At 63.5% G+C, this 22,893-nt stretch carries 22 protein-coding genes; 13 read left to right on the top strand and 9 right to left on the bottom strand.

The window, feature by feature from the left end; all coding sequences use genetic code 11:
• Window positions 1–168: 168 nt before the first annotated feature.
• A complete protein-coding gene (nadA, locus tag ACEN9T_RS12780; RefSeq protein WP_413707885.1) occupies window positions 169–1,317 on the top strand; it encodes a quinolinate synthase NadA in 1,149 nt (382 codons plus the stop codon).
• Window positions 1,314–2,216 (top strand): carboxylating nicotinate-nucleotide diphosphorylase, encoded by a 903-nt coding sequence (gene nadC / locus ACEN9T_RS12785; RefSeq protein ID WP_413707886.1) that lies wholly within the window; start codon window positions 1,314–1,316, stop codon window positions 2,214–2,216. Before nadA ends, nadC begins: the two co-directional genes overlap by 4 nt.
• Window positions 2,217–2,219: 3 nt before the next feature.
• Here the strand turns inward: nadC and nadB are convergent, their stop codons facing one another.
• From nadB to radC, 4 genes are all read right to left on the bottom strand, one after another.
• Complete coding sequence (gene nadB / locus ACEN9T_RS12790) at window positions 2,220–3,821, bottom strand: L-aspartate oxidase (RefSeq protein WP_092972793.1); 1,602 nt, start codon at window positions 3,819–3,821, stop codon at window positions 2,220–2,222.
• Between the two features lie 178 nt (window positions 3,822–3,999).
• Window positions 4,000–4,170: a 50S ribosomal protein L33 gene (gene rpmG / locus ACEN9T_RS12795; RefSeq protein ID WP_003262397.1), complete on the bottom strand. Its 171-nt coding sequence runs from the start codon at window positions 4,168–4,170 to the stop codon at window positions 4,000–4,002.
• 13 nt (window positions 4,171–4,183) lie between these two features.
• Window positions 4,184–4,417 (bottom strand): 50S ribosomal protein L28, encoded by a 234-nt coding sequence (rpmB, locus tag ACEN9T_RS12800; RefSeq protein WP_004631999.1) that lies wholly within the window; start codon window positions 4,415–4,417, stop codon window positions 4,184–4,186.
• A gap of 180 nt (window positions 4,418–4,597) precedes the next feature.
• Window positions 4,598–5,272, bottom strand: a complete 675-nt coding sequence (radC, locus tag ACEN9T_RS12805; protein WP_092972795.1) for a RadC family protein — start codon at window positions 5,270–5,272, stop codon at window positions 4,598–4,600.
• A gap of 119 nt (window positions 5,273–5,391) precedes the next feature.
• Between radC and ACEN9T_RS12810 the strand changes: the two genes are divergently transcribed.
• The 7 genes from ACEN9T_RS12810 to ACEN9T_RS12840 all read left to right on the top strand — a co-directional run bounded on the left by ACEN9T_RS12810 (window position 5,392) and on the right by ACEN9T_RS12840 (window position 12,338).
• Window positions 5,392–5,880 (top strand): FKBP-type peptidyl-prolyl cis-trans isomerase, encoded by a 489-nt coding sequence (locus ACEN9T_RS12810; protein ID WP_092972797.1) that lies wholly within the window; start codon window positions 5,392–5,394, stop codon window positions 5,878–5,880.
• A 1-nt stretch (window position 5,881) separates the two neighbouring features.
• On the top strand, window positions 5,882–6,865 hold the full coding sequence (gene ispH, locus ACEN9T_RS12815) for a 4-hydroxy-3-methylbut-2-enyl diphosphate reductase (protein WP_252690861.1): 984 nt from the start codon (window positions 5,882–5,884) through the stop codon (window positions 6,863–6,865).
• Window positions 6,866–7,319: 454 nt separating this feature from the next.
• Window positions 7,320–8,528 (top strand): branched-chain amino acid ABC transporter substrate-binding protein, encoded by a 1,209-nt coding sequence (locus tag ACEN9T_RS12820; RefSeq protein ID WP_092972801.1) that lies wholly within the window; start codon window positions 7,320–7,322, stop codon window positions 8,526–8,528.
• A gap of 210 nt (window positions 8,529–8,738) precedes the next feature.
• Window positions 8,739–9,674, top strand: coding sequence for a branched-chain amino acid ABC transporter permease (locus tag ACEN9T_RS12825; RefSeq protein ID WP_092972803.1), 936 nt, complete (start codon window positions 8,739–8,741; stop codon window positions 9,672–9,674).
• A gap of 13 nt (window positions 9,675–9,687) precedes the next feature.
• Complete coding sequence (locus ACEN9T_RS12830) at window positions 9,688–10,815, top strand: ABC transporter permease subunit (RefSeq protein WP_092972805.1); 1,128 nt, start codon at window positions 9,688–9,690, stop codon at window positions 10,813–10,815.
• Window positions 10,816–10,828: 13 nt separating this feature from the next.
• On the top strand, window positions 10,829–11,605 hold the full coding sequence (locus tag ACEN9T_RS12835) for an ABC transporter ATP-binding protein (protein ID WP_092972807.1): 777 nt from the start codon (window positions 10,829–10,831) through the stop codon (window positions 11,603–11,605).
• A gap of 16 nt (window positions 11,606–11,621) precedes the next feature.
• The gene (locus ACEN9T_RS12840; protein WP_092972809.1) at window positions 11,622–12,338 is read left to right on the top strand and encodes an ABC transporter ATP-binding protein; all 717 of its coding nucleotides are present in this window, start codon (window positions 11,622–11,624) and stop codon (window positions 12,336–12,338) included.
• A 66-nt stretch (window positions 12,339–12,404) separates the two neighbouring features.
• Here the strand turns inward: ACEN9T_RS12840 and ACEN9T_RS12845 are convergent, their stop codons facing one another.
• The 3 genes from ACEN9T_RS12845 to ACEN9T_RS12855 all read right to left on the bottom strand — a co-directional run bounded on the left by ACEN9T_RS12845 (window position 12,405) and on the right by ACEN9T_RS12855 (window position 15,469).
• Window positions 12,405–12,881 (bottom strand): GNAT family N-acetyltransferase, encoded by a 477-nt coding sequence (locus tag ACEN9T_RS12845; RefSeq protein ID WP_413707887.1) that lies wholly within the window; start codon window positions 12,879–12,881, stop codon window positions 12,405–12,407.
• A gap of 79 nt (window positions 12,882–12,960) precedes the next feature.
• The gene (locus tag ACEN9T_RS12850) at window positions 12,961–14,148 is read right to left on the bottom strand and encodes an acetylornithine transaminase (protein ID WP_092972812.1); all 1,188 of its coding nucleotides are present in this window, start codon (window positions 14,146–14,148) and stop codon (window positions 12,961–12,963) included.
• Between the two features lie 271 nt (window positions 14,149–14,419).
• Window positions 14,420–15,469 (bottom strand): CDP-6-deoxy-delta-3,4-glucoseen reductase, encoded by a 1,050-nt coding sequence (locus tag ACEN9T_RS12855; RefSeq protein ID WP_413707888.1) that lies wholly within the window; start codon window positions 15,467–15,469, stop codon window positions 14,420–14,422.
• Window positions 15,470–15,549: 80 nt separating this feature from the next.
• Between ACEN9T_RS12855 and ACEN9T_RS12860 the strand changes: the two genes are divergently transcribed.
• Window positions 15,550–16,551, top strand: coding sequence for an NAD-dependent epimerase/dehydratase family protein (locus ACEN9T_RS12860; RefSeq protein ID WP_413707889.1), 1,002 nt, complete (start codon window positions 15,550–15,552; stop codon window positions 16,549–16,551).
• Window position 16,552: 1 nt separating this feature from the next.
• On the top strand, window positions 16,553–18,220 hold the full coding sequence (locus ACEN9T_RS12865) for a sensor domain-containing diguanylate cyclase (protein ID WP_092972816.1): 1,668 nt from the start codon (window positions 16,553–16,555) through the stop codon (window positions 18,218–18,220).
• Between the two features lie 2 nt (window positions 18,221–18,222).
• Here ACEN9T_RS12865 and ACEN9T_RS12870 read toward each other — a convergent pair whose 3' ends face one another.
• Together ACEN9T_RS12870 and ACEN9T_RS12875 are read right to left on the bottom strand one after the other, a co-directional pair.
• Window positions 18,223–20,040, bottom strand: coding sequence for a chloride channel protein (locus ACEN9T_RS12870; protein WP_413707890.1), 1,818 nt, complete (start codon window positions 20,038–20,040; stop codon window positions 18,223–18,225).
• A 4-nt stretch (window positions 20,041–20,044) separates the two neighbouring features.
• On the bottom strand, window positions 20,045–20,482 hold the full coding sequence (locus tag ACEN9T_RS12875) for a MarR family winged helix-turn-helix transcriptional regulator (RefSeq protein WP_092972820.1): 438 nt from the start codon (window positions 20,480–20,482) through the stop codon (window positions 20,045–20,047).
• Window positions 20,483–20,727: 245 nt separating this feature from the next.
• Between ACEN9T_RS12875 and ACEN9T_RS12880 the strand changes: the two genes are divergently transcribed.
• Together ACEN9T_RS12880 and ACEN9T_RS12885 are read left to right on the top strand one after the other, a co-directional pair.
• Window positions 20,728–21,672 (top strand): TIGR03571 family LLM class oxidoreductase, encoded by a 945-nt coding sequence (locus tag ACEN9T_RS12880; RefSeq protein ID WP_413707891.1) that lies wholly within the window; start codon window positions 20,728–20,730, stop codon window positions 21,670–21,672.
• Window positions 21,669–22,871 (top strand): MFS transporter, encoded by a 1,203-nt coding sequence (locus tag ACEN9T_RS12885; protein ID WP_413707892.1) that lies wholly within the window; start codon window positions 21,669–21,671, stop codon window positions 22,869–22,871. The genes ACEN9T_RS12880 and ACEN9T_RS12885 overlap by 4 nt, the downstream gene beginning before the upstream one ends.
• The last annotated feature ends 22 nt before the right edge of the window (window positions 22,872–22,893 follow it).

Below are 22,893 nucleotides of genomic sequence, written 5' to 3' on the forward strand. Positions count from 1 at the left end.
AAGCCCCGCTCCGCAGCGGGGCTTTTCTTTTGGGTAAACTGCCCCAACTCACATTTTTAACGGGCCGCGACAATGTATCGCGGTGCCAGTCCTCCTCACACGCCGTCCGTTTCATTGCCGCGCCAGCTTCTCGGCGCCTTAACAGCGCGAATGGACGCGGAGACCACCATGGAAACCCACATCAAGACGGTTGAATTCGAGCGCCCGGATATGCTTTCCGAGGCGCAATCCGGCGCCAGTTGCGTGGCCCACGCCTGGGCCAAGGTGCCGCCGGTGCTGTCGCGAGAGGAACGCGACGAACTGAAGGCTCGCATCAAGCGCCTGCTCAAGGAACGCGAGGCCGTCTTGGTCGCGCACTACTACGTTGACGCCGACCTGCAGGACTTGGCCGAGGAGACCGGTGGCTGCGTGTCCGATTCGCTGGAGATGGCGCGCTTTGGTCGCGACCATTCGGCCAAGACACTGATCGTGGCGGGCGTGCGCTTCATGGGCGAGACCGCCAAGATTCTGAGCCCCGAAAAGACCGTGTTGATGCCGGATCTTGACGCGACCTGCTCGCTGGATCTGGGTTGCCCGCCGGAAGAGTTCGTCGCCTTTTGCGATGCGCATCCGGATCGCACCGTGGTCGTCTATGCCAACACCAGCGCCGCCGTAAAGGCGCGTGCCGACTGGATGGTGACCTCGTCCATTGGCCTGAAGATCGTCCAGCACCTGCACGCGCAGGGAAAGAAGATCCTGTGGGCGCCCGATCGCCACCTGGGCAGCTACATTCAGAAGCAGACCGGCGCCGACATGCTGATGTGGCAGGGCTCCTGTTTGGTGCACGACGAGTTCAAGGGCGTCGAGCTTGACCTGCTGCGCGCCGAACACCCGAACGCGAAGATTCTCGTCCACCCTGAATCGCCGGAATCGGTGGTGGCGCAGGCCGATGTGGTGGGTTCGACTTCGCAGCTGATTGCGGCAGCGCAGTCGTTGTCCGCGCAGGAATTCATCGTGGCGACCGACAACGGCATCCTGCACAAGATGCGCATGGCGGCTCCGGGCAAGCGCTTCATCGAGGCGCCGACCGCCGGCAACGCCGCCACCTGCAAAAGTTGCGCGCATTGCCCATGGATGGCGATGAATGCGCTGACCAATCTGGCCGAGGTGCTGGAGACCGGTCGCAACGAGATCCACGTCGATCCCGCCGTCGGCAAGCAGGCCGTGGTCTGCATCGATCGCATGCTGGATTTTGCCGCGCGGGAAAAGGCCATGGTCCGCCCGCAAGGTGAGCTGGCAGCAAACGCGCAACTCTTTCAAGGAATCGGCCCGGCATGACGGCAACCCAGATTAACGCGACGAGCTTTGCCACACCGGCTCAGACAATTTTCGATAGCTTTGGCCCGGCACTGCGCGAGGCGCTGTCCGCCAACGTGTCTGCTGCTATTGCCGAGGACGTCGGCACGGGTGACCGCACCGGTTTGCTGATCCCCTCCGATCGCCATGTGCGCGCGCGGGTGATCGTGCGCGAGACCGCCGTGCTGTGCGGCACGCCTTGGTTCGATGCGTGCATGCGCGCCGTTGATCCGGCGCTGCGCGTTACATGGCGCCAGCACGAAGGCGACCGCATGGCGCCCGATTCGGTGGTGTGCGAGATTGAAGGCCCGGCGCGATCCCTGCTGACAGCCGAACGCCCGTCGCTGAACTTCCTGCAATTGCTTTCCGGTGTGGCGACAACGACGTCGCGTTACGCTGCGGCCATCGACGGCACGCGCGCCCGCGTGCTCGATACGCGCAAGACGCTGCCGGGCCTGCGCCTGGCGCAGAAGTACGCCGTGCGTATCGGTGGTGGCGAGAATCAACGCCTGGCGTTGTATGACGGCATCCTGATCAAGGAAAACCACATCGCTGCGGCGAGCGGCGTGACGGCAGCCCTGCGTGCGGCGCAGGCACTGAACACCGGCGTGACAATCCAGATCGAGGTAGAAACGCTGACTCAGCTTGAAGAGGCGCTGGCGGCGGGCGCTACCTCCGTGCTGCTCGACAACTTCGAACCGCCCGCGATGCGTGAGGCTGTGCGCGTGACGGCGGGCAGGGCGCTGCTGGAGGTGTCCGGCGGCGTGAACATCGAGACGATCCGCACCTTTGCCGAGACGGGCGTGGACCGCATCTCCGTCGGCGCGCTCACGAAGGACGTGCGCGCGACCGACTTCTCTTTGCGGATCGTCGTCGAGTAAGCCTTAGCGTTTCCGGGCGATCTGCCGATGGGTCGGCTGCATGACCGTCGGCAGCGCCTTGGGCAACGTTTCGGGGTAGTCGCGCGAGAAATGCAGGCCGCGGCTCTCATGCCGTGACAGCGCACTGTCGACGATCAGCGAGGCAGCCTCGACGAGATTGCGCAGCTCCAGCAGATCGTGGCTCACGCGGAAGTTGGCGTAGTACTCCGTGATCTCTTCGCGCAACAGCGCAATGCGGTGCTGCGCCCGCTCCAGCCGCTTGTTCGTACGCACGATGCCGACGTAGTTCCACATCATGCGGCGCAGTTCGTCCCAGTTGTGTGAGACGACGACTTCCTCATCGGGATCGGTCACGCGGCTTTCGTCCCATGCGGGAATCTGCACCGATGTTGGGCCGGAGGCCGGTTGCGCGAGGATGTCTTCCGCCGCGCCGCGCCCGATCACCATGCACTCCAGCAACGAATTGCTCGCCAGCCGGTTGGCGCCGTGCAGGCCGGTGTAAGCCGTCTCGCCGACGGCGTACAGGCCAGCGATATCCGTGCGCCCAAGATGGTCCGTCACCACGCCGCCGCACGTGTAGTGCGCTGCCGGCACGACCGGAATCGGTTGGCGCGTGATGTCGATGCCCAGCTCCAAGCAGCGCGCCATGATGGTGGGGAAGTGTTCCTTGAGGAACGCGGGGCTCTGGTGGCTGATGTCCAGGTAGACGCAATCCAGGCCACGTTTCTTCATCTCGAAGTCGATGGCGCGGGCGACGATATCGCGTGGAGCGAGCTCAGCGCGCTCATCGTGCGCCGGCATGAAGCGCGTGCCGTCGGGCAGGATCAGCTTGCCGCCTTCACCGCGCACGGCTTCGGTAATCAGGAACGATTTTGCGAACGGGTGGTACAGGCACGTGGGATGGAACTGGATGAACTCCATGTTCGCCACACGACAGCCCGCACGCCAAGCCATGGCGATGCCGTCGCCGCTGGCCGTGTCCGGATTCGTCGTGTAGAGATAGACCTTGCCTGCGCCGCCCGTGGCCATCACGGTTTGGCTTGCGGTAATCGTCTTGACGTGGCCTGATGCAATGTCGAGTGCGTACAGGCCATGGCAGCGCATGCCCGGCTGGCCCAGCTTCGCATCGGTAATCAGGTCGATCGCAAAGTGGTCTTCCAGCAGCGTGATGTTCGGGTGGTTGCGTACCTTCTCAACCAGCGTCGTGACCACGGCATGGCCGGTGGCATCGGCGGCGTGGATAATGCGTCGATGGCGATGGCCGCCTTCGCGCGTCAGGTGGAAGCCGAGTTCAGCCTGCTCGTCGCGCGTGAAAGGCACGCCATGGCCGATCAACCATTCAATGGCCGAGCGCCCATTTTCGACGATGTAGCGGGTGGCAGCTTCATCGCATAGCCCCGCCCCGGCGATGAGCGTGTCGTCGACGTGCTCGTCATGGCTGTCGCCTGAATCGAGCACTGCGGCAATACCGCCCTGCGCCCAATCGCTGGCGCCTTCAGGCAGGCTGCGTTTGCTGATGACGACCACGCGGCGGTGATCGGCTAGGTGCAGGGCGACGGTCAGGCCCGCCAGGCCGCTGCCAACAACGGCAACATCGAAATTCATGAAAGACGCGGGACGCGGTGCAGGCGCGGCTGGTGAATAACACAGTCGCGTGTCAATCGGAAAGAAGAGCAGTGTACACCGCAGCATGCGCCAAACAGCAGGCAACAAAAAACCCGCCTGAGAGCGGGTTTTTGCTGTCGGTCATGCCGACGGAAGCAAGATGCGCAATCCGCGAGGATTACTTGATCTTGGTTTCCTTGTAAGCGACGTGCTTGCGGGCGACGGGATCGAACTTCATGATCTCCATCTTTTCCGGCTTGGTGCGCTTGTTCTTGGTGGTCGTGTAGAAATGACCCGTACCTGCGGTCGATTCCAGCTTGATCTTGTCGCGTCCGCCTTTGCTGGCCATGTTTAACTCCTAATTAGACTTCGCCGCGTGCGCGCAGGTCCACGAGCACTTCGTCGATGCCTTTTTTATCGATCAGGCGCAGACCAGCGTTCGAGACGCGCAGGCTCACCCAGCGGTTTTCGGATTCGACCCAGAAGCGACGATTCTGCAGGTTCGGCAGAAAACGGCGCTTGGTCTTGTTGTTTGCGTGGGAAACGTTATTGCCGACCATCGGCGCTTTCCCGGTCACTTGACAGACGCGTGCCATGGAGCACTCCTAACTAAATTCGTTGGCTACAGTTTGCGACCGGGCGCTGGGACCAAAACCAAGCGCAGCGCCACTGTAGGGGTGGGACTTCAGCGAAACGCGGATTATACACACAAAACCGCTGACAAATCAACGAGATCGATGGATTGCCGTTGGGCACTGTGCAATGCGGCATCGGCGCTACATTTTGCCGTGTTCCCGGAAGCCGTAGACGTGAGTGCGACCGACGATCATGTGATCCAGGACCATCACGTCGAGCATGGCCAGCGCGCGGCACAATTCGCGGGTCAGCGTGATGTCGGATTCGCTGGGCTCTGTATTCCCGGTCGGGTGGTTGTGGGCCAGGATCACGGCGGCTGCATTGTGATGTAGCGCGCGCTTGGCAATCTCGCGCGGATAGACGCGGGCTTCCGTCAGCGTGCCCCGGAAGAGTTCCTCCCAGGCAATCAGTCGGTGGCGCACATCTAGAAAGAAGCAGGCGAAAACCTCGTGCGGGCGGTGGCCGAGCGTCAGGCGTAAGAAATCTTTCACGCTTTGTGGAGAGTCAAAGGTCTGGCCCTGGGTGAAGTCTTCTTTTAGTGCACGCCGACCAACTTCGAGCAGCGCATGCAGTTGCGCGTATTTGGCGGGGCCCATGCCGTTGATCGACGAGAACTCCTGTTGTGACGCATGGCACAGCCGTGCGAGCGATCCAAAGTGCATGAGCAGTTCGCGGGCGAGGTCGACAGCGCTTTTGCCTGGCATGCCCACGCGCAGGAAGATGGCTAGCAATTCCGCGTCGGAGAGCGCGGCAGGGCCGTGGGCGAGCAGTTTTTCACGCGGCCGCTCGTGGGCGGGCCAGTCGACGATTGCCATAGGGTAGCCAGGAGCAGAGGAAAGGCCCCGCCAGCGAGAGTGCGGTGGGCTTCGCGCCTGCGGCCGCGGGGAGGGCTGACGTACAATAACGGGTTACTTTTTGGTCAAGCAGGTTAAGCGTGCAAAATTTGGTGAACGAGGCGTCCGGGGCGGCGCCGAGCGACGCAGGCAAGGTGGTTGGCCCGGATTCCTTTCTGACGCTGCACTATCGCATCGCGCTGGAAAACGACACGGACATCGTCACCACGTTCGACGACAAGCCGGCCACGCTGTTGCTGGGGCAAGGCCAGATGGCGCCGACGCTGGAACAGGCGCTGCTCGGCATGCGCGAGGGCGAGCGCACGACGTTCCGCCTTGCGCCCGAGCACGCGTTCGGCCCACGCAATCCGGAACTGTTGCAGCGCGTGTCGCTGGCCACGCTGCGCGAAAACTCTTCGTTTGAAGAGGATTACCAGCCGGGCGACCTGGTTGAGTTCAATGCGCCGAGCGGCGGTAAGTATGCTGGTGTGCTCAAGGAAGTCGGTGAGACCTCCGCACTGTTCGACTTCAATCACCCGCTGGCTGGCCAGACGATCGTGTTTGAAGTCCAGTTGATCGGCATCCTCTGATATGAGCAACGCTGTGAACACCCCGCTCGATTCCATTGATCCTGTCACCCAGGCCGACGCCGAGGTCTTGCTGGCGCAGCCGCGCGGCTTCTGCGCCGGCGTGGATCGCGCCATCGAGATCGTCGAGCGCGCGCTGGAGCTGTTTGGCGCGCCCATTTACGTGCGTCACGAGATCGTGCACAACGCCTATGTCGTGGGCGATCTGCGCAACAAGGGCGCGGTGTTCGTGCAGGAGCTCGATGATGTGCCTGTGGGCGGCACGGTCATCTTCAGCGCGCATGGTGTGTCGCGTGCGGTGCGCGAGGCGGCGGAGGCGCGCGGCCTACGCGTGTTCGATGCGACTTGCCCGCTGGTGACCAAGGTGCACGTGGAAGTCTCGAAGATGCGCGCGCAGGGTTTCGAGATCATCATGATCGGGCACAAGGGGCACCCGGAGGTGGAAGGCACCATGGGCCAAGCCAACGACGGCATGCTGCTGGTCGAATCCGTCGACGACGTAGCGCATCTTGAGGTGAAAGACCCGACGCGTCTGGCCTACGTGACGCAGACCACGTTGTCGGTGGACGAGACCCAGGAGATTGTGGCGGCCATCAAGGCACGTTTTCCGGCGGTGCACGAGCCGAAGAAGCAGGACATCTGCTACGCGACGCAGAATCGCCAAGACGCGGTGAAATTCATGGCGCCGCAAGTGGAAGTGGTGATCGTGGTCGGCAGTCCGAACAGCTCGAACTCAAACCGCCTGCGTGAGCTGGCCGAAAAGCTGGGTGTGCCCGCCTATATGGTGGACACGCCTGAACAGGTGAGGCCCGAATGGGTGGCGGGCAAGCGCCGCGTCGGGCTGACCGCGGGGGCTTCGGCGCCCGAAGAACTGGCGCAATCGATCGTTGACCGTCTCAAGGCGCTGGGCGCGCGCACCGTGCGTCCGCTTGATGGCATCCAGGAAAACATGTCCTTCCCCCTTCCGAGGGGTCTTCAAATCAATTGAATGCCTTTATGTAAATGCCCACTTAAAAACGCACAAAAACTGTGCGCCCTAATGCGGTGCATAAAGCGCTTTCGAGGAATCGACGGCCACTTCTTTCAGGAGTGGCCGTTTTGTTTTGTGCATTGCAGAAACCTCTTCAATGCCGGCGAAGCCTTGATTTATCGTGCGAATCGCCCGCCAAGCCGCACAAATAGGGGGTTTCCCCTAGTCTGGCACGGTTCTTGATAAGCCTATGCGCCGTTCGCGAATGCCTGCGCGAAATGACGCCTGTTTGGGCATTGGGGAAAGCCCGTAAAGCGGCGTAGTTACTGCAAAAATCGTTGTTGCGACGCGTATTGCATCCGCAATAAAAGGGGATACAATTCGCGCGTTTCAAATTGAAACAATCGGCGCGGGGGGAGCGGCCGGGAGGCAGGACGCTCTTCTTGCTCTTGCGAGATCTAGGAGATCACTCATGCAAATTAAGTTTGCCAAAGTTCTGCCGCTTGCGGCTGCCGTGGCACTCGTAGCAGCTTGCGGTAAGAACGAGGAAAAGCCCGCAGACCAAGCTGCTGCACCTGCAGCAACGTCGGCTCCGGCTGCTGCTGCCGGCGGTGGCGAGACCGTCGTCAAGATCGGTCACGCGGCTCCGCTCACGGGCGGTATTGCTCACCTTGGCAAAGACAACGAAAACGGTGCACGCCTGGCCGTTGAAGAAGCCAACAAGGACGGCCTGACCATCGACGGCAAGAAGATCAAGCTGGAACTGGTCGGTGAAGACGATGCGGGCGACCCGAAGACCGGCACCGCCGTCGCCCAGAAGCTGGTTGACGAGCACGTTGTTGCTGTCGTGGGCCACCTGAACTCGGGCGTTTCGATCCCGGCCTCGAAGATCTACAGCGATGCAGGCATCGTGCAGATCTCGCCGTCGTCGACGAACCCTGACTACACCAAGCAAGGCTTCAAGACGACCTATCGCGTGGTTGCGACCGACGCGCAGCAAGGCCCGGCACTGGCGAACTACGCCGCCAAGACCCTGGGTGCCAAGACCGTGGCCATCGTTGACGATGCCACCGCCTACGGTAAGGGCCTGGCCGACGAGTTCGAGAAGACCGCGAAGGCTGACGGCGTGAACGTTGTGGCGCGTGAGGCCACCAACGACAAGGCGACCGACTTCAAGGCCATTCTGACCAAGATCAAGGGCAAGAAGCCGGACGTGATCATGTACGGCGGCATGGATGCCACCGGCGGTCCGTTCGCCAAGCAAGCCAAGGAACTGGGCATCACGGCCAAGATCGTTGGCGGCGACGGCGTGTGTACCGACAAGGTGGCCGAACTGGCTGGCGACGCAATCGACAACATCGTCTGCTCGGAAGCAGGCCTGGCGCTGTCGAAGATGGAGAAGGGCGCGGACTTCGAGAAGAAGTACCAAGCGCGCTTCAACACGCCGGTGCAGATCTACGCACCGTTCACGTATGACGCCGTCAATGTGATCATCGACGCGATGAAGCGTGCCAACTCGACCGACGCTGCCAAGATCCTGGCTGCCATGCCGGCAACCAACTACAACGGCGTGATCGGCAACATCGCGTTCGACGACAAGGGTGACCTGAAGCAAGGCTCCATCACCCTGTACAACTACAAGGACAAGAAGAAGAGCGTTCTTGACGTTGTGAAGATGTAATCGAAGGGTTATCCGCCCTAAAAACGGCACCGCGACTACCCCTGCGGTGCCGTTTTTTATAGCCTCGCCAATGAAACAAGGCCCTCACCATGGGCGTGTCGGCAGGCCGCTTACCAGCAACCTCACCTTACCCATCCGATTGATCGCATACCTTGCGGGCACGTCATCCCGTCGCCTACAACAAAGCAAGGCATAGCAGGAGCTGTTCTCATGGATATCTTTATCCAGCAGATCGTGAACGGTCTGGTGCTCGGCAGCATTTACGCGCTGATCGCACTTGGCTACACCATGGTCTACGGTATTCTCGGCATCATCAACTTCGCCCACGGCGATGTTCTGATGGTTGGGGCAATGTCTGCCCTGACTGCCATCAACTTCCTCCAAAAGTATTTCCCCAATCTGCCTGACTGGCTCACGCTGGTGTTTGCGTTGCTGTTTGCAATGCCGGTCTGCGCCATCGTGGCCTACACCATCGAACGCGTCGCTTACCGGCCGCTGCGCAATGCACCGCGCCTGGCGCCGCTGATCACCGCCATCGGCGTGTCGATCGTGCTGCAGACGCTTGCGATGATGATCTGGTCGCGCAACCCGCTCACCTTCCCGCAACTGCTGCCTTCGAGCCCGATTGATATCGGCTCCACCGGCGCAACGATTACGGGCAAGGAAATCGTCATCATCGTGGTCTCGATCCTGGTGATGGTTGGGCTGATCCTGCTGGTCAACCGCACCAAGCTTGGCCGCGCGATGCGCGCTACCGCCGAGAACCAGCGTGTGGCAGGCCTGATGGGCGTCAACCCGAACTTCGTGATCTCCGCCACCTTCATGATCGGCGCTGCCATGGCTGCGGTCGCTGGCGTGATGATGGCGACCAACTACGGCAACGCTCACTTCTACATGGGCTTCATCCCGGGCCTGAAGGCGTTTACCGCCGCAGTGCTGGGCGGCATCGGCAACCTCGCAGGCGCCATGGTTGGCGGCATGCTGCTGGGCCTGATCGAAGCACTGGGTGCCGGTTATATCGGCGATCTGACTGGCGGTGTGTTCGGTTCGAACTACCAGGATGTGTTCGCATTCATCGTGCTGATTGGCGTGCTGCTGTTCCGCCCGTCCGGCATCATGGGCGAACGCGTTGCGGACCGCGCATAAGAAGGGGAGCGCCATGACAGAAAATTTCAAAGCGCCGATGAAGACGCGCGCCGCGCTGTACGGCTTCCTGATCCTCGCGATCTTCGCGCCGTTCATCGTGGGTGCCGCAGGTGGCAACTACTGGGTGCGCGTGCTGGACTTCGCGCTGCTGTACATCATGCTGGCCCTGGGCCTGAACATCGTGGTGGGCTTTGCCGGCCTGCTTGATCTGGGCTACATCGCGTTCTACGCGGTGGGCGCCTACATGATGGCGTTGCTGGGTTCGCCGCACCTTTCCAATCAGTTTGAGTGGATCCACAACCTGTTCCCCAATGGGTTGCACCTGATCGTCTGGTGGGTGATTCCGCTGGGTGCCGGGTTGGCGGCGCTGTTCGGCATTCTGCTGGGCACGCCGGTGCTGAAGCTGCGCGGTGACTACCTCGCCATCGTGACGCTGGGCTTTGGTGAAATCATCCGGATCTTCATGAACAACCTCGACCGCCCGGTGAACATCACCAACGGTCCGAAGGGCATCAACCTGATCGAGCCGGTCAAGATCTTCGGGTTCGACTTCTCGAAGCGCCATGACTTCTTCGGCATCCGCTTCGACTCGGTCTACATGTACTACTACCTGTTCGTGTTCCTGGCCGCGATCATCATCATCGTGTGCCTGCGGTTGCAGAACTCGCGTATCGGTCGCGCGTGGGTGGCGCTGCGTGAAGATGAAATCGCTGCCAAGGCGATGGGCATCAACACCCGCAACATCAAGCTGCTGGCCTTTGCGATGGGTGCGTCGTTCGGTGGCGTGTCGGGTGCGATGTTCGCGTCGTTCCAGGGCTTCGTGTCGCCGGAATCGTTCGTGCTGTGGGAGTCGATCTACATCCTGGCAATCGTGGTGCTCGGCGGCATGGGCCATATCCCGGGCGTGATCCTGGGCGGCATTCTGCTGGTGGGCTTCCAGGAACTGCTGCGCGCGCTGGCCGAGCCGGTGCAGAACAAGCTGTTCGGCCATGTGATCGTGGAAGCGGAAGTGCTGCGTCAGTTGCTGTTCGGCCTGGCGATGGTGGTGGTGATGCTGTATCGCCCCGCGGGCCTGTGGCCCTCGCCGCGCAAGGAAGACCGTCCGCAGAAGCAGCGGGCTGGTGGACTGTCCCGTATCTGATGGAGGCACGCACATGAGCAACAACAACGTCCTCCTCTCGATCCGAGGAGTCCAGAAGCGTTTCGGCGGCCTGCAAGCGCTGTCCGACGTGAGCCTGGAAATTCGCGAAGGCGAAATCTACGGTTTGATCGGCCCGAACGGCGCCGGCAAGACCACGTTCTTCAACGTCATCACGGGCCTGTATACGCCTGACGCAGGCGAGTTCGTGCTGGGCGGCACGCCCTACCAGCCCACCGCCGTGCACGAAGTGGCCAAGGCCGGTATTGCGCGCACGTTCCAGAACATCCGCCTGTTTGGCGACATGACTGCGGCGGAGAACGTCATGGTGGGCCGCCACGTGCGGACCAAGGCCGGCCTGATCGGCGCGGTGTTCCGCACCAAGGCGGCACGCGAGGAAGAAGCCTCCATCGAAGACTGGGCGCACGATCTGCTGGACTACGTCGGCATCGGCAAGTACGCCAACTACACGGCGCGCAACCTGTCGTACGGTCACCAGCGTCGTCTGGAAATCGCGCGTGCCCTGGCCACGCAGCCAAAGCTGCTGGCCCTGGACGAACCGGCTGCCGGCATGAATGCCACTGAAAAGGTGGAGCTCCGTGGCCTGCTCGACAAGATCCGTTCCGACGGCAAGACCATCCTGCTCATCGAGCACGATGTGAAGCTGGTGATGGGCCTGTGCAACCGCCTGACCGTGTTGGATTACGGCAAGGTGATCGCACAAGGCCTGCCGCAGGAAGTGCAGACCAACCCGGCGGTGATCGAGGCCTACCTCGGCGCGTCAGCGCACTGACGCAGAGGAACGGAATATGAAACCAGTAATGTTGAAGATCGACAGCCTGAAGGTCGCTTACGGCGGCATCCAGGCGGTCAAGGGCGTGGATCTGGAGATTCGCGAAGGTGAGCTGGTCACGCTGATCGGTGCCAACGGCGCCGGCAAGACGACCACCATGAAGGCCATCACCGGCTTGCAAGGCTGGGCCGGCGGTGACGTGCAGTATCTGGGCAAGTCCATCAAGGGCGTGCCGAGCTACAACCTGCTCAAGCAGGGCTTGGCGATGGTGCCGGAAGGCCGCGGCGTGTTCGCGCGCATGACCATCGTCGAGAACCTGCAGATGGGCGCCTTCACGCGCAACGACGAGGCCCAGATCAAGGCCGATATCGACCGCATGTTCGGCATCTTCCCGCGCCTGAAGGAACGTGCAAACCAGCTGGCCGGCACGATGTCGGGCGGCGAGCAGCAGATGCTGGCCATGGCGCGTGCGCTGATGAGCCAACCGAAGCTGCTGCTGCTGGACGAGCCGTCGATGGGTCTCTCCCCGATCATGGTGGAGAAGATCTTCGAGGTCGTGCGCGACATCTCGGCGCAAGGCGTGACCGTGCTGCTCGTTGAGCAGAACGCGCGCCTGGCGCTGCAGGCAGCGCACCGCGGCTACGTGATGGACTCCGGTCTCATCACCATGAGCGGCGATGCCAAGCAGATGCTCGACGATCCGAAGGTGCGTGCCGCCTACCTGGGCGAATAAGCACCCTCAAGCATCATGAAAAAGCCCCGCAATTGCGGGGCTTTTTCTTTGCGCGTGCCCGACGATTCAGGCAGATGCTGCTGTGTAGATGTTCGGTCGATGCAATTGCATGAACCCGACGCCCTCGCGCACATCGGCAAAGCCATGCTTGCGGTAAAGCCAGTCGGCGCCCGTTGTCACTAACACAGTGCGGCGAAGTGTCTGCAGTTCCGGATGCTCGCGCAGGAAATCCATCAGCGCGTGCGAGACGCCTTTTTCACGCCACGCCGGCAACACGAATACATCGCACAGATACGCAAACGTCGCACGATCGGTAATGACCCGCGCAAAGCCCACGAGGTCGCCGTGCGAGCCATCGCCGTTCCGACGATAGGCGGCGAAGCACAGTGAGTTCGCGACCGATCGGTCAAACACATCGCGGGGCAGGCCGCGGGCCCAGAACGTTTCCTGCGAGAGGAAGGTGTAGATGTCGTCCAGCGGAAGCCACGCGGAATCATCAGACAACACGATCCCCGTGGCCGGAATTTCTCGCGTCACGGCCATGGCAAACCTCAGAGTGGGAGCAGCGATGGAGCGATGAAGGGCGACGCATTGCGCGCCGCCCCGGGTCGAACGATGCGTGTTAGGCGTGCGCCTTCAGCAGCGTGCGCAGCATGCCGATCATCGTGTCGATTTCTTCGGTCGTCACGTTGAGCGCGGGCATGAATCGGAGGATGTTCGGACGCGGGGCGTTCAGCAGCAGGCCCGTCGGGTTCATCTCGCGTGCAGCTTCGACCAGTTGGCCGCCGATGTCCTTGCCGAGCAGCAGGGCGCGCAGCAGGCCGTCACCGCGTTCGCCGGCCAAGCCGAACTCTTCGCTCAGCTTAAGTAGTTGCGTACGCAGATAGGCGCCGCGTTCTTGCACGCCGGCCAGGAAGCCGGGGGCTAGGAGTTGCTCGATCACCGAGCAGCCGACGGCCGTCATCAGCGGGTTGCCGTTGTAAGTGCCGCCTTGGTCGCCGGCCTCGAAGCTGGCAACTTCATCCGTGCACAGCAGGGCCGAGAGCGGCACGCCGCCGCCGATGCCCTTGCCCAGCGTCATGATGTCCGGCTCGATGTTCGAAAGCTGATAGGCGAAGAGCGTGCCGCAGCGGCCGCAACCGGCCTGCACTTCATCAACGATCAAGAGGATCTTGTGCTTCTTGGTCAGCGCGCGCAGTTGCTGCATGAATTCCGGCGTGGCCGGCAGGACGCCGCCTTCGCCTTGCACCGGCTCAAGCATCACGCCGACAGTCTCGTCCGTGATGAGCGCTTCCACCGACGCGATGTCGTTCAGGATGGCCTTCGGGAAGCCTGGTACCTGCGGCGCGAAGATGGTGTCCCAGCCGGCCTTGCCCGACGCGCTCATCGTGGCGAGCGTGCGGCCGTGGAAGCTGTGGTCAAACGTGATGATCTGGAACGCGCCATTCTTATGCTTCTTGCCCCACTTGCGGGCGAGCTTGATGGCGCCTTCGTTGGCTTCGGCGCCGCTGTTGGCGAAGAACACCTTGTCGAAACAGCTGTGCGCGGTCAACAGGCCGGCCAGCTTGGCCATCGGCTCGTTGTAGAACGCCGGGCTCGGGTTGATCAGCTTACGGGCCTGCGCGTTCAGCGCTTCGATCATGCCGTCGTTGGAGTGACCGAGGCAGTTGACGGCCCAGCCTTGCACGAAGTCCAGGTATCGCTTGCCGTTGTGGTCCGTCAGCCACGAGCCCTTGCCTTCGGTGAAGACGATCTCGGGCCGGTTGGTGATGTACATCAGGGACTGGACGGGGTAGTCAGCAAACGCCATGGCAAAGCTCCAGAAAAAGGCGGCAGGAAGATGAAAAACCGAAAAAACACGAGTTGGAAAAAGACAAAGGCCACGGGGGTTGCCCCGTGGCCTTGTGATCGTCGAATCCTGTGAACCCGATATGCAATCAGCAGACAGCCGCGTGGCTTCCCGGAGGGAGCAACGTACGGCGGCGTCGGAGGTGCAGTGCTTGGTTCATAAGGCGCAAGAATAAGACGGATGCCAAGTCAAGTCAAAACGAAATTTTGACCTTCTTGGGATTTGTGCAACGTCAGCCGGCCGGATGGAGATCGGCCTCTGAGGTGAAGGAATCGGCGAAAAACGCGTCCGGGTGCATTCCGCATTGGGCGGCGAAGTCCGCGCGAGCCGAGTTGATCACCACCGGCGCGCCGCAGGCGTAGACCTCGTAGCCCGACAGATCGGGGTGATCGGCCATCACCGCTTGGTGAACGAAGCCGGTGCGGCCCGTCCACGCGTCTTCCGGCAAGGCGTTGGAGACGACCGGCACGTAGGTGAGGTTCGGCAGCGTGCGCGCCCATTCTTCGGCCTTGGCGTGCATGTACAGGTCTTGCGGGCGGCGGCCGCCCCAGTACAGCGTCATCGGACGCGTGCTGCCGATGAACTGGGCGTGCTCGATGATCGCCTTGATGGGCGCGAAACCGGTGCCGGAGGCCAGCAGGATGATCGGCTTGTCGGATTCTTCACGCAGGAAGAAGCTGCCCAGCGGCCCCTCGAAGCGCAAGATGTCGCGCTCCTTCATGGCCGGGGCGCCTTCCTTGGCGCCGAACACGTAGTCGGTAAATGCACCGCCCGGCATGTGGCGGATATGCAGCTCGATCGGGCCTTCCTCGTGGGGCGGGTTGGCGATCGAGTAGCTGCGCCGCTTGCCGTCGCGCAGGAGGAATTCCACATACTGTCCGGCCAGAAATTGCATACGCTCGGTGGCAGGCAGTTGCAGCTTGACGATGGTGACGTCCGGCGCGGCCTTTTCCAGCGATGCTACGCGGCACGGAATCTTCTTGATGGGTACGTCGCCGGCGCCTTGCACCTCACGCACTTCAATCGTGATGTCAGTGGCGGGCGTAGCGCAGCAGAACAGCGCGCGGCCTTCGGTGGCTTCCTGGGCGGACAGCGCGTTGGGCGAGTGGTTGCCCTGGACGATGGAGCCCTCGCGCACGTGGCCCTTGCAGGAACCGCACGCACCGTTTTTGCAGCCGTATGGCAGGCCGATGCCCTGGCGCAGCGCCGCTGCAAGGATGGTCTCGCCGTCTTCGGCCTGGAACTGGCGGCCGCTGGGCAGCACGTTGATCTGGTAAGCCATACTACAATCCGAATATGTTGAAAAGTGTGTCTGGTCGCCCGTCTGGGCATGCAACGATGGTCAATCCGGCAGCACGTCCGATGGTGAATCAGTCAGCCGCTTGGCCATCCAAAACTGCACTGCGCTTGGGCCTTCCCCGCGTGCTGATCGTCGGCTGCGGCGATGTCGGGCAACGCTGCCTGGCGATGCTCCGCACGCGTTTTCGCGTCTTCGCCGTCACCTCGCGCGTTGAAGGTCGCGCTTCGTTGCGCGAAGCCGGCGCCGTGCCGATTGTCGCCAATCTGGACGATCCCGCGTCGCTGCGCCGCCTGCGAGGTTTAAGCCCCCGCGTGCTGCATCTGGCGCCGCCGCCCGCTATCGGCAACGATGATCCGCGTACCGCCGCGTTACTGCACGCGCTGACGCGGCCGGCCCCGGTTTCCCCGGCCACAAAACGTCGCATTTTACCCGAGCGGGCACGCAGGTCGGGTGGCCTCACTGGCCGCTTGAAAACTCGCCTCCAAGCGCGTGCGTTCGTGTATGCCAGCACCAGTGGCGTTTACGGCGATGCGGGCGGTGCCTGGGTCGACGAATCCCGCACAGTAAAGCCAACCACGGCCCGTGCCCAACGCCGTGTCGCCGCTGAGCGCCGCGTGCGCTGGTTCGGTGCGGGCGGCGGCTGGCGCACGTCGATTTTGCGCATTCCAGGCATCTATGCGGCGGACCGGCTGCCCGTCGCGCGGCTCGAACGCGGTACGCCCGCCTTGCGTGCGGAAGACGATGTCTACACCAACCACATTCACGCCGACGACCTTGCGCGCGCCGTCATTGCCGCGCTGTTCCGGGGGAAACCGCAGCGCGTTGTGCATGCCAGCGATGCATCGGAGCTGCGCATGGGCGATTACTTTGATGCCGTGGCCGACGCACGAGGCTTGCAGCGGCCGCCGCGCATTTCGCGGGCCGAGGCCGTTCAGCAGATCGAGCCGGCGCTGCTGTCGTTCATGAGCGAATCGCGCCGGCTGTGCAATACACGGCTTGCGCGCGAGTTGCGCGTGGCGCTGCGCTACCCGACGGTGGCGGATTTCCTGAGCAGCGAGGCCTGACATGAAGGTGCCCGCGCCCGCACCTGCAACGTCGTCGCACGGCGCCCGGCTGCGCGTTGCGCGGTTGGCGCTTTGGCTGTCGGCGGCGGTGGTGGGCGTAGGAGTCTCATGGTTTGCCGCAAGCTTCGTGGCGGATTCGATGGGCGCACGCGACATGCAGCAGATGGTCGATGCTCGCCGCCAGCTGGCTGCGCAGGTGGCGGAAGGGATGTCGAGCCAGATCACGGCCGACGTGGCCTTGCTGCGCGCGCTGCCGCAGACGCTCGCACAGATCGACGCCATCCCGCGTGCCGTGGCGCGCGTCGACACCCGGCGCTGGAACCTGATGGATCAGGGCTCGCGTGCTGAAGAGGCGATGTCACACCCGGAAGTGGTCGATATCGATGCGTTCCTGAACGCGACCGCTGGCAATCTCGGGCTGGACTACGTGTGGGTCGTCAACGAGCACAACTACGTGGTGCTCGCCAATAACGCCGGTCATCCTGATTCGTTTGTCGGCGTGCAGTCGAGCATGCAGCCGTACATGAAGGAGGCGATGCTGGGCGGCCTGGGCGAGCAGTTCACGGTGGGCCGGGTGACGGGCGTGCCGGGCCTGTTCTTCGCTGCGCCGGTGTATGACGCCGGTGGATACCTAGTCGCGGCGATGGGCACTAAGGTGAGCCTCGCGAGGCTGCAGCACTGGGTGTCGCACCCGACATCGCTGGTGACCGATCCAAACGGGTTGATCATTCTGTCGACAGATGCGTCGCTGGTGGGGAAGATCCTGCCGGATGCGCGCCTGCAGCGCATGGGTGCCAGCGACCGGTACAACGCCTACCAGCGCGTCGATTTCGAGCCCTGGCCCTATCAACCCACCGCCAGCGCGCATCACGATGTGCCGGGGTGGGTGCCGGCTGAGGTGCGGGACACGCTGGCCTGGCGTGAGGGCAGTGCGATGCCTTCGCTCACCGTGTCGCGCAATGCCAGTGCGGACCTCACCATCGTCGTGGCCGAGCCGCTGCCTGCGTGGGGCCAGCAGCTCGCCAACCATGCGCGCAACCGCGCGATCGGCTTTGTGTTGTTCGTGAGCGTGCTGGTGACGTTCGTGCTGGTGGCGTGGTCTCTGGTGCGCGAGCGCCAGCATCACCGTGTAACGCGCCATCTCAACCAGCGGCTGCAGCGCACCAACAGCGCGCTCGCCAATGAGGCGCATTTCGACCATCTCACGGGTGTGCTGACGCGCCGCCGCTTCCTGGCGCTGTTCGACACGGTGCTTGCACGTTCCCACAACCGCGCCGAACCGCTCGTGCTTGTGCTGGCCGATCTGGATCACTTCAAGCGCATCAACGACACGTGGGGCCACGCTGTGGGGGACATGGCGTTGCAGCGCTTTGCGTCGCTTGCCACGGGCGTGCTGCGCAGCAGTGATCTGGTCGGGCGTTTGGGTGGCGAGGAATTCGCCATGGTGATGGGCCGCACCACGTTGGAAACGGCCACCGAGGTAGCGGAGCGCCTGCGTACGGCGGTGGCCGAGACGGACGAGAGTTTCCCGACCGGGCTGTCGATGACCGTCAGCATGGGCATGACGGTCTGCCGGCCGGGCGATACCGCGTCGGAGATGCTCAAGCGCGCCGACCTGGCGCTGTATCGGGCCAAGGAAAGCGGGCGCAACCGGCACGTGGCCGGCTGAGACTAGCGCGCGACGCGGCCCGCGCGGCGACGGCGAAGTTCGAGCTGGGTGCGCGTGCCCGACAGCGGCACACGGCGGAAGCGCTCTCGGCGCTGTTCCTCATCAAAGAATGCCAGCGAGGGTTTGACCAGATCGCTGCGTGAAACAATGCCCACCAGCGCGCGCGATTGCGAGTCGGCCACCACCGGCAGCCGCTCCAACCCATGCACTGCCAGGCGCGTAGCGACGATGCGGCAGGTCTCACCAGGCAACGCCATCACGGGAGCATTCGCACCAAACAATTCGGCAACGGTGATGGCGCCGCGCTTCTGGCCCGCCAGCAGCGCATCGCGGTCGAGCATGCCGATCAACGCGCCATCTGGGCCACCTTGCACCACCGGAAACGCGCGGTGTGCCTGCTTGGCACCAAAGCGGTTGGCGAGTGTATCGGCCAGCGTGGCCTGCGCGTCGATCGTCTGCACCGAACGCGTCATCACCTCATCCACGGCGTGACGCTCGAGCGGATCGACGGCGTATTCGCGATAGATGTGGAAGCCGCGGCGCGCGATCTTCTCGGTCATGATCGAGCGCGGCATGGTCAGCACGACAAAGCCGTAGGACACTGCCACCGCCAGCAGAATCGGCAGCAGCGCATTCACATCGTGTGTGAGCCCGAAGGCGAAGACGATGGCCGTGAGCGGAGCGCCCAGCACACCGGCCAGCATGGCGGCCATGCACACGAGCGGCCACAGGCCCGGGTCCCCACCCGGCAGCACGGGACCGATCAGCACCCCCAAGCCGGCGCCCATCATCAGCAGCGGGGCGAGCACGCCGCCCGACGTGCCGGAACCCAGCGCGATGACCCAGATGATGGCCTTGACCACCAGCAGCGCCAGCGCCACGCGGATAGCGAGATGGTTGTGCAGCAGATCGCCGATGACGTCGTAGCCGACACCCAGCGCACGCGGCTCGAAATAGCCGCCAATGCCAACCACCAGACCGCCGATGGCCGGCCACCACATCCAGTGGATCGGCAGGCGGCCGAACAGGTCTTCGGTCTTGTACAGCGCCATCGACAGCGAGCGTGCAAGCGCGCCGCACAGCAACCCGGCGATCACGCACGAGCCTAGCGCCGAGAGCGTCGCCGGTGCGGTTTCCAGCGGGAAGAGGGGGCCGGGTTCCAGCGCGAGCACACGCAGAAAGCCCGCCACGGCGCACGCCACCGCCACGGGCAGCATGCTGCGCGGGCGCCATTCGAACAGCAGCAGTTCCACCGCGAGCAGCAGCGCAGCCACCGGCGTGCCGAACACGGCCGTCATGCCTGCCGTGGCACCGGCCACCAGCAGCGTCTTGCGCTCGGCGGCCGTCAGCTTGAAGAACTGCGCGAACAGCGAGCCAATCGCGCCGCCCGTCATGATGATCGGGCCTTCCGCGCCAAACGGGCCGCCGCTGCCGATTACGATGCCCGAGGACAGCGGCTTGAGCACCGCCACCTTCGGCGACATCTTGCTCTTGCCGAAGAGGATGGCTTCGATGGCCTCGGGAATGCCGTGGCCGCGAATCTTCTCCGAGCCAAAGCGCGCCATCAGCCCGACGATCAGCCCGCCGATGAGCGGTACCGCAATCACCCATGCGCCCAGCGTGTTGGTTGCCGGCGAGCGATCCGCCAGCGACAGCGTCTGGAAGAAGAACAGGTTGGTAAAGAAACGGATCAGATTGAGCAGCACCACGGCGGCCAGCGTGGCAAACGCAGCGATGACGACCGCCAGCGCGGTGGTGCGGAACAGCGTGGTGTCGGTCGCAAAGTCGCGCCGGTGCTGGTGGTGTTCAAGGGTGTGCATGACGTTACTGCTCGGCGGAGGGTTCGGCAGGGTGATCGAGGTGGGGGATCTTGAAAGCGCGGCTGAAGGCCGACAGCTCGCTCTGATGCAACCCGGCCAGCAGCGCGACGAGGTGGTCACCCTTCCGGGAAAGGTGCACTTCCACCTGGCGCGCGTCGGTGTCGCTCTGGCGGCGTTCGACAAGGCCCGCTTCTTCGCAACGCGTGATGAGCGCCGCCGTGCCATGCGGCGCGGCCTGCAGCCGCTCGGCCAGTTCGCCGACGGTGGCCCATTCGCGCCCGGCATAGCCTTTCACGTGCAGCAGCAGTTGATACTGCAGCGGCGTGATGCCCTTGGCGTGGATGAGGTCTTCAGAGGCGCGCAGGAAGCGGCGCAGGTGGTAGCGGAAATCGGAGAGGCTCTCGAAATCCTGCTTGGACAAAGGTCGAGCGGGGGTGGCCATGGCGGAATCAAACGGTTCAGGCCGGAATATATCACGATGTGACATATTTGGGAAAAACCTGCCTCCTGGTGTATTGCCAACCCGGAGTGCGTTCTGAGATGCATGGATTGTTGATTGCCAATCAAGACTGTTTCGTAGACGGCTGGGTTTTTCTGCAAAGGTGGAACACGCACACTGCGGTCCATGCTCATTGCGCTGATAGCGAACGCATCGCCCGCAGCGCGCCTTTTGACCCGATCACGACCATGCCCCCCGTACTCGACAAACTGACCCACGGCGGCTTCACCATCGGCATTGAACTGCCGCTCGACAACGATTGGTCCGCCACCGGCGACGCCAAGCGCCTGCATGACGGGCGCCGCCACGGTGTGCCCGATATCGAACACCACGCAACCCTCGCCAGACTCGCCGATTCGCTCGGCTTTCGTGCCCTGTGGGTACGCGATGTGCCGGTGTATGACCCCGCATTCGGCGATGCTGCGCAGGTGTTCGAAGTCTTCACGTACCTGGGCTACCTGGCCGGCATCACGCGCAACATCCTGCTCGGCACGGCCGCCGTGGTGCTGCCGCTGCGCGAGCCGCTGCTGACGCTCAAATCGGCCGCAACGATCCAGGAGCTGAGCGGCGGTCGTCTGATGCTCGGTGTGGCCAGCGGTGACCGACCCGTCGAATATCCGTTGTTCGGCCGCGACTTCGAATCGCGCGGGGAAAGCTTCCGTGACCAGATCGCGCTTTTGCGTGACAGCGCGCGCGGCAGCTTGCCCGCCGGCGTGGAGGTTCTGCCGGCCATGCGCGCGCCGCTCCCGCTGCTGGTGGCCGGCCTCGCGCAACAGACGCCGGCCTGGATCGGCACACACATAGACGGTTGCCTCGCCTATCCGGGCACCCCGGCCGATCACGCGCAACGCGCCGCCGCGTGGCGTGCCGTTGCCGGCGACAAGCCCTACGTGAGCTTCATCCACCTCGATCTGACGGATGACCCGCACGAACCGCTGCAACGCCATCGCTTTGGCGCACGCGCCGGGCGCATCGCACTGACCGAAGAGTTGGCAGCGATGCGCGAGGCCGGTGTGCAGCATATCGGGCTGCATTTCCGCCGAAATCGTCGCCCGCTTGCTGAAACGTTTGCGGAAATCGCGGCAGAGGTTCTGCCCGCTTTCCATTCCTCTGCTTTGGAGTACACCGCATGAACCCCACCCCCACTTCCGCCGAGCCCACGCGTAGCAGCGCGACGCTGCCGCTGCTCGCGCTTGCCGCCGGCGCCTTTGGCATCGGCACCACCGAGTTTTCGCCGATGGGCTTGCTGCCCGTGATTGCCGACGGCGTGCATGTATCGATTCCGCAGGCGGGCATGCTGATCAGCGCGTACGCGATCGGCGTGATGGTCGGCGCGCCGATCATGACGTTGCTGCTCGCACGCTGGCCGCGGCGTAAGGCGCTGATCGCGCTGATGAGCATCTTCACCATCGGCAACCTGTTGTCGGCCGTTGCGCCGGATTACACGACGCTGCTGCTCGCGCGGCTCGTCACCAGCCTCAACCACGGCGCGTTCTTCGGGCTCGGTTCGGTGGTTGCCGCGAGCCTCGTGCCGCGCGAGAAGCAGGCCAGCGCCGTGGCCACGATGTTTATGGGATTGACGATCGCCAACGTCGGCGGCGTGCCGGCCGCGACGTGGCTTGGACAGATGATCGGCTGGCGAATGTCGTTTGCCGCCACGGCCAGCCTGGGCCTGATCGCCATCGCGGGTCTGTTCGCCGCGTTGCCGAAGGGCGATGCCGGCAAGATGCCCAACCTGCGTGCGGAACTGGCCGTGCTGACACGTCCCGTCGTGCTGGGCGCGCTTGCCACCACGGTGCTCGGTGCGGGCGCGATGTTCACGCTCTACACGTACGTCGCGCCGACGCTCGCCCAACTGACCGGCGCCTCGCCGGCATTCGTGACGGCGATGCTGGTGCTGATCGGCATCGGTTTTTCGATTGGCAACATCGCCGGCGGCCGTCTGGCCGATCGCTCGCTCGACGGCAGCCTGATCGGCTTTCTGTTGCTGCTGATCGTGACGATGCTCGCGTTTCCCGTTTTGGCCAAGACGCACGTCGGTGCAGCCGCCGCGTTGCTGGTGTGGGGCATTGCCACGTTCGCGGTCGTGCCGCCGCTGCAGATGCGCGTGATGCGTGCTGCGGCTGAAGCGCCGGGCCTTGCGTCGTCTGTCAACGTGGGCGCATTCAACCTCGGCAACGCGCTGGGCGCGGCTGCGGGCGGTGCGGCCATCTCCGCAGGCCTGGGTTATGCGGCTGTACCGATCGTCGGTGCAGTGATTGCGGCAGCAGGTCTCGCGCTGGTTGGGCTGCACGTTGTGCAGCGCCGGACGCGCCTTGCCATGAACCCCTGATTCGATTTCCCTTGGAGCACAA

It is taken from the genome of Ralstonia sp. Ralssp110, assembly GCF_047325135.1.
Taxonomy (GTDB): domain Bacteria; phylum Pseudomonadota; class Gammaproteobacteria; order Burkholderiales; family Burkholderiaceae; genus Ralstonia; species Ralstonia mojiangensis.

Coding starts and splice junctions, on each gene's coding strand:
- ACEN9T_RS12860 (WP_413707889.1), top strand. CDS start 15,550: ATGGTGAATCAGTCAGCCGCTTGGCCATCCAAAACTGCACTGCGCTTG.
- ACEN9T_RS12820 (WP_092972801.1), top strand. CDS start 7,320: ATGCAAATTAAGTTTGCCAAAGTTCTGCCGCTTGCGGCTGCCGTGGCA.
- rpmG (WP_003262397.1), bottom strand. CDS start 4,170: ATGGCCAGCAAAGGCGGACGCGACAAGATCAAGCTGGAATCGACCGCA.
- ispH (WP_252690861.1), top strand. CDS start 5,882: ATGAGCAACGCTGTGAACACCCCGCTCGATTCCATTGATCCTGTCACC.
- ACEN9T_RS12875 (WP_092972820.1), bottom strand. CDS start 20,482: ATGGCCACCCCCGCTCGACCTTTGTCCAAGCAGGATTTCGAGAGCCTC.
- nadB (WP_092972793.1), bottom strand. CDS start 3,821: ATGAATTTCGATGTTGCCGTTGTTGGCAGCGGCCTGGCGGGCCTGACC.
- ACEN9T_RS12865 (WP_092972816.1), top strand. CDS start 16,553: ATGAAGGTGCCCGCGCCCGCACCTGCAACGTCGTCGCACGGCGCCCGG.
- ACEN9T_RS12855 (WP_413707888.1), bottom strand. CDS start 15,469: ATGGCTTACCAGATCAACGTGCTGCCCAGCGGCCGCCAGTTCCAGGCC.
- ACEN9T_RS12885 (WP_413707892.1), top strand. CDS start 21,669: ATGAACCCCACCCCCACTTCCGCCGAGCCCACGCGTAGCAGCGCGACG.
- ACEN9T_RS12850 (WP_092972812.1), bottom strand. CDS start 14,148: ATGGCGTTTGCTGACTACCCCGTCCAGTCCCTGATGTACATCACCAAC.
- ACEN9T_RS12825 (WP_092972803.1), top strand. CDS start 8,739: ATGGATATCTTTATCCAGCAGATCGTGAACGGTCTGGTGCTCGGCAGC.
- ACEN9T_RS12835 (WP_092972807.1), top strand. CDS start 10,829: ATGAGCAACAACAACGTCCTCCTCTCGATCCGAGGAGTCCAGAAGCGT.
- rpmB (WP_004631999.1), bottom strand. CDS start 4,417: ATGGCACGCGTCTGTCAAGTGACCGGGAAAGCGCCGATGGTCGGCAAT.
- radC (WP_092972795.1), bottom strand. CDS start 5,272: ATGGCAATCGTCGACTGGCCCGCCCACGAGCGGCCGCGTGAAAAACTG.
- nadA (WP_413707885.1), top strand. CDS start 169: ATGGAAACCCACATCAAGACGGTTGAATTCGAGCGCCCGGATATGCTT.
- ACEN9T_RS12830 (WP_092972805.1), top strand. CDS start 9,688: ATGACAGAAAATTTCAAAGCGCCGATGAAGACGCGCGCCGCGCTGTAC.
- ACEN9T_RS12870 (WP_413707890.1), bottom strand. CDS start 20,040: ATGCACACCCTTGAACACCACCAGCACCGGCGCGACTTTGCGACCGAC.
- nadC (WP_413707886.1), top strand. CDS start 1,314: ATGACGGCAACCCAGATTAACGCGACGAGCTTTGCCACACCGGCTCAG.
- ACEN9T_RS12880 (WP_413707891.1), top strand. CDS start 20,728: ATGCCCCCCGTACTCGACAAACTGACCCACGGCGGCTTCACCATCGGC.
- ACEN9T_RS12840 (WP_092972809.1), top strand. CDS start 11,622: ATGAAACCAGTAATGTTGAAGATCGACAGCCTGAAGGTCGCTTACGGC.
- ACEN9T_RS12845 (WP_413707887.1), bottom strand. CDS start 12,881: ATGGCCGTGACGCGAGAAATTCCGGCCACGGGGATCGTGTTGTCTGAT.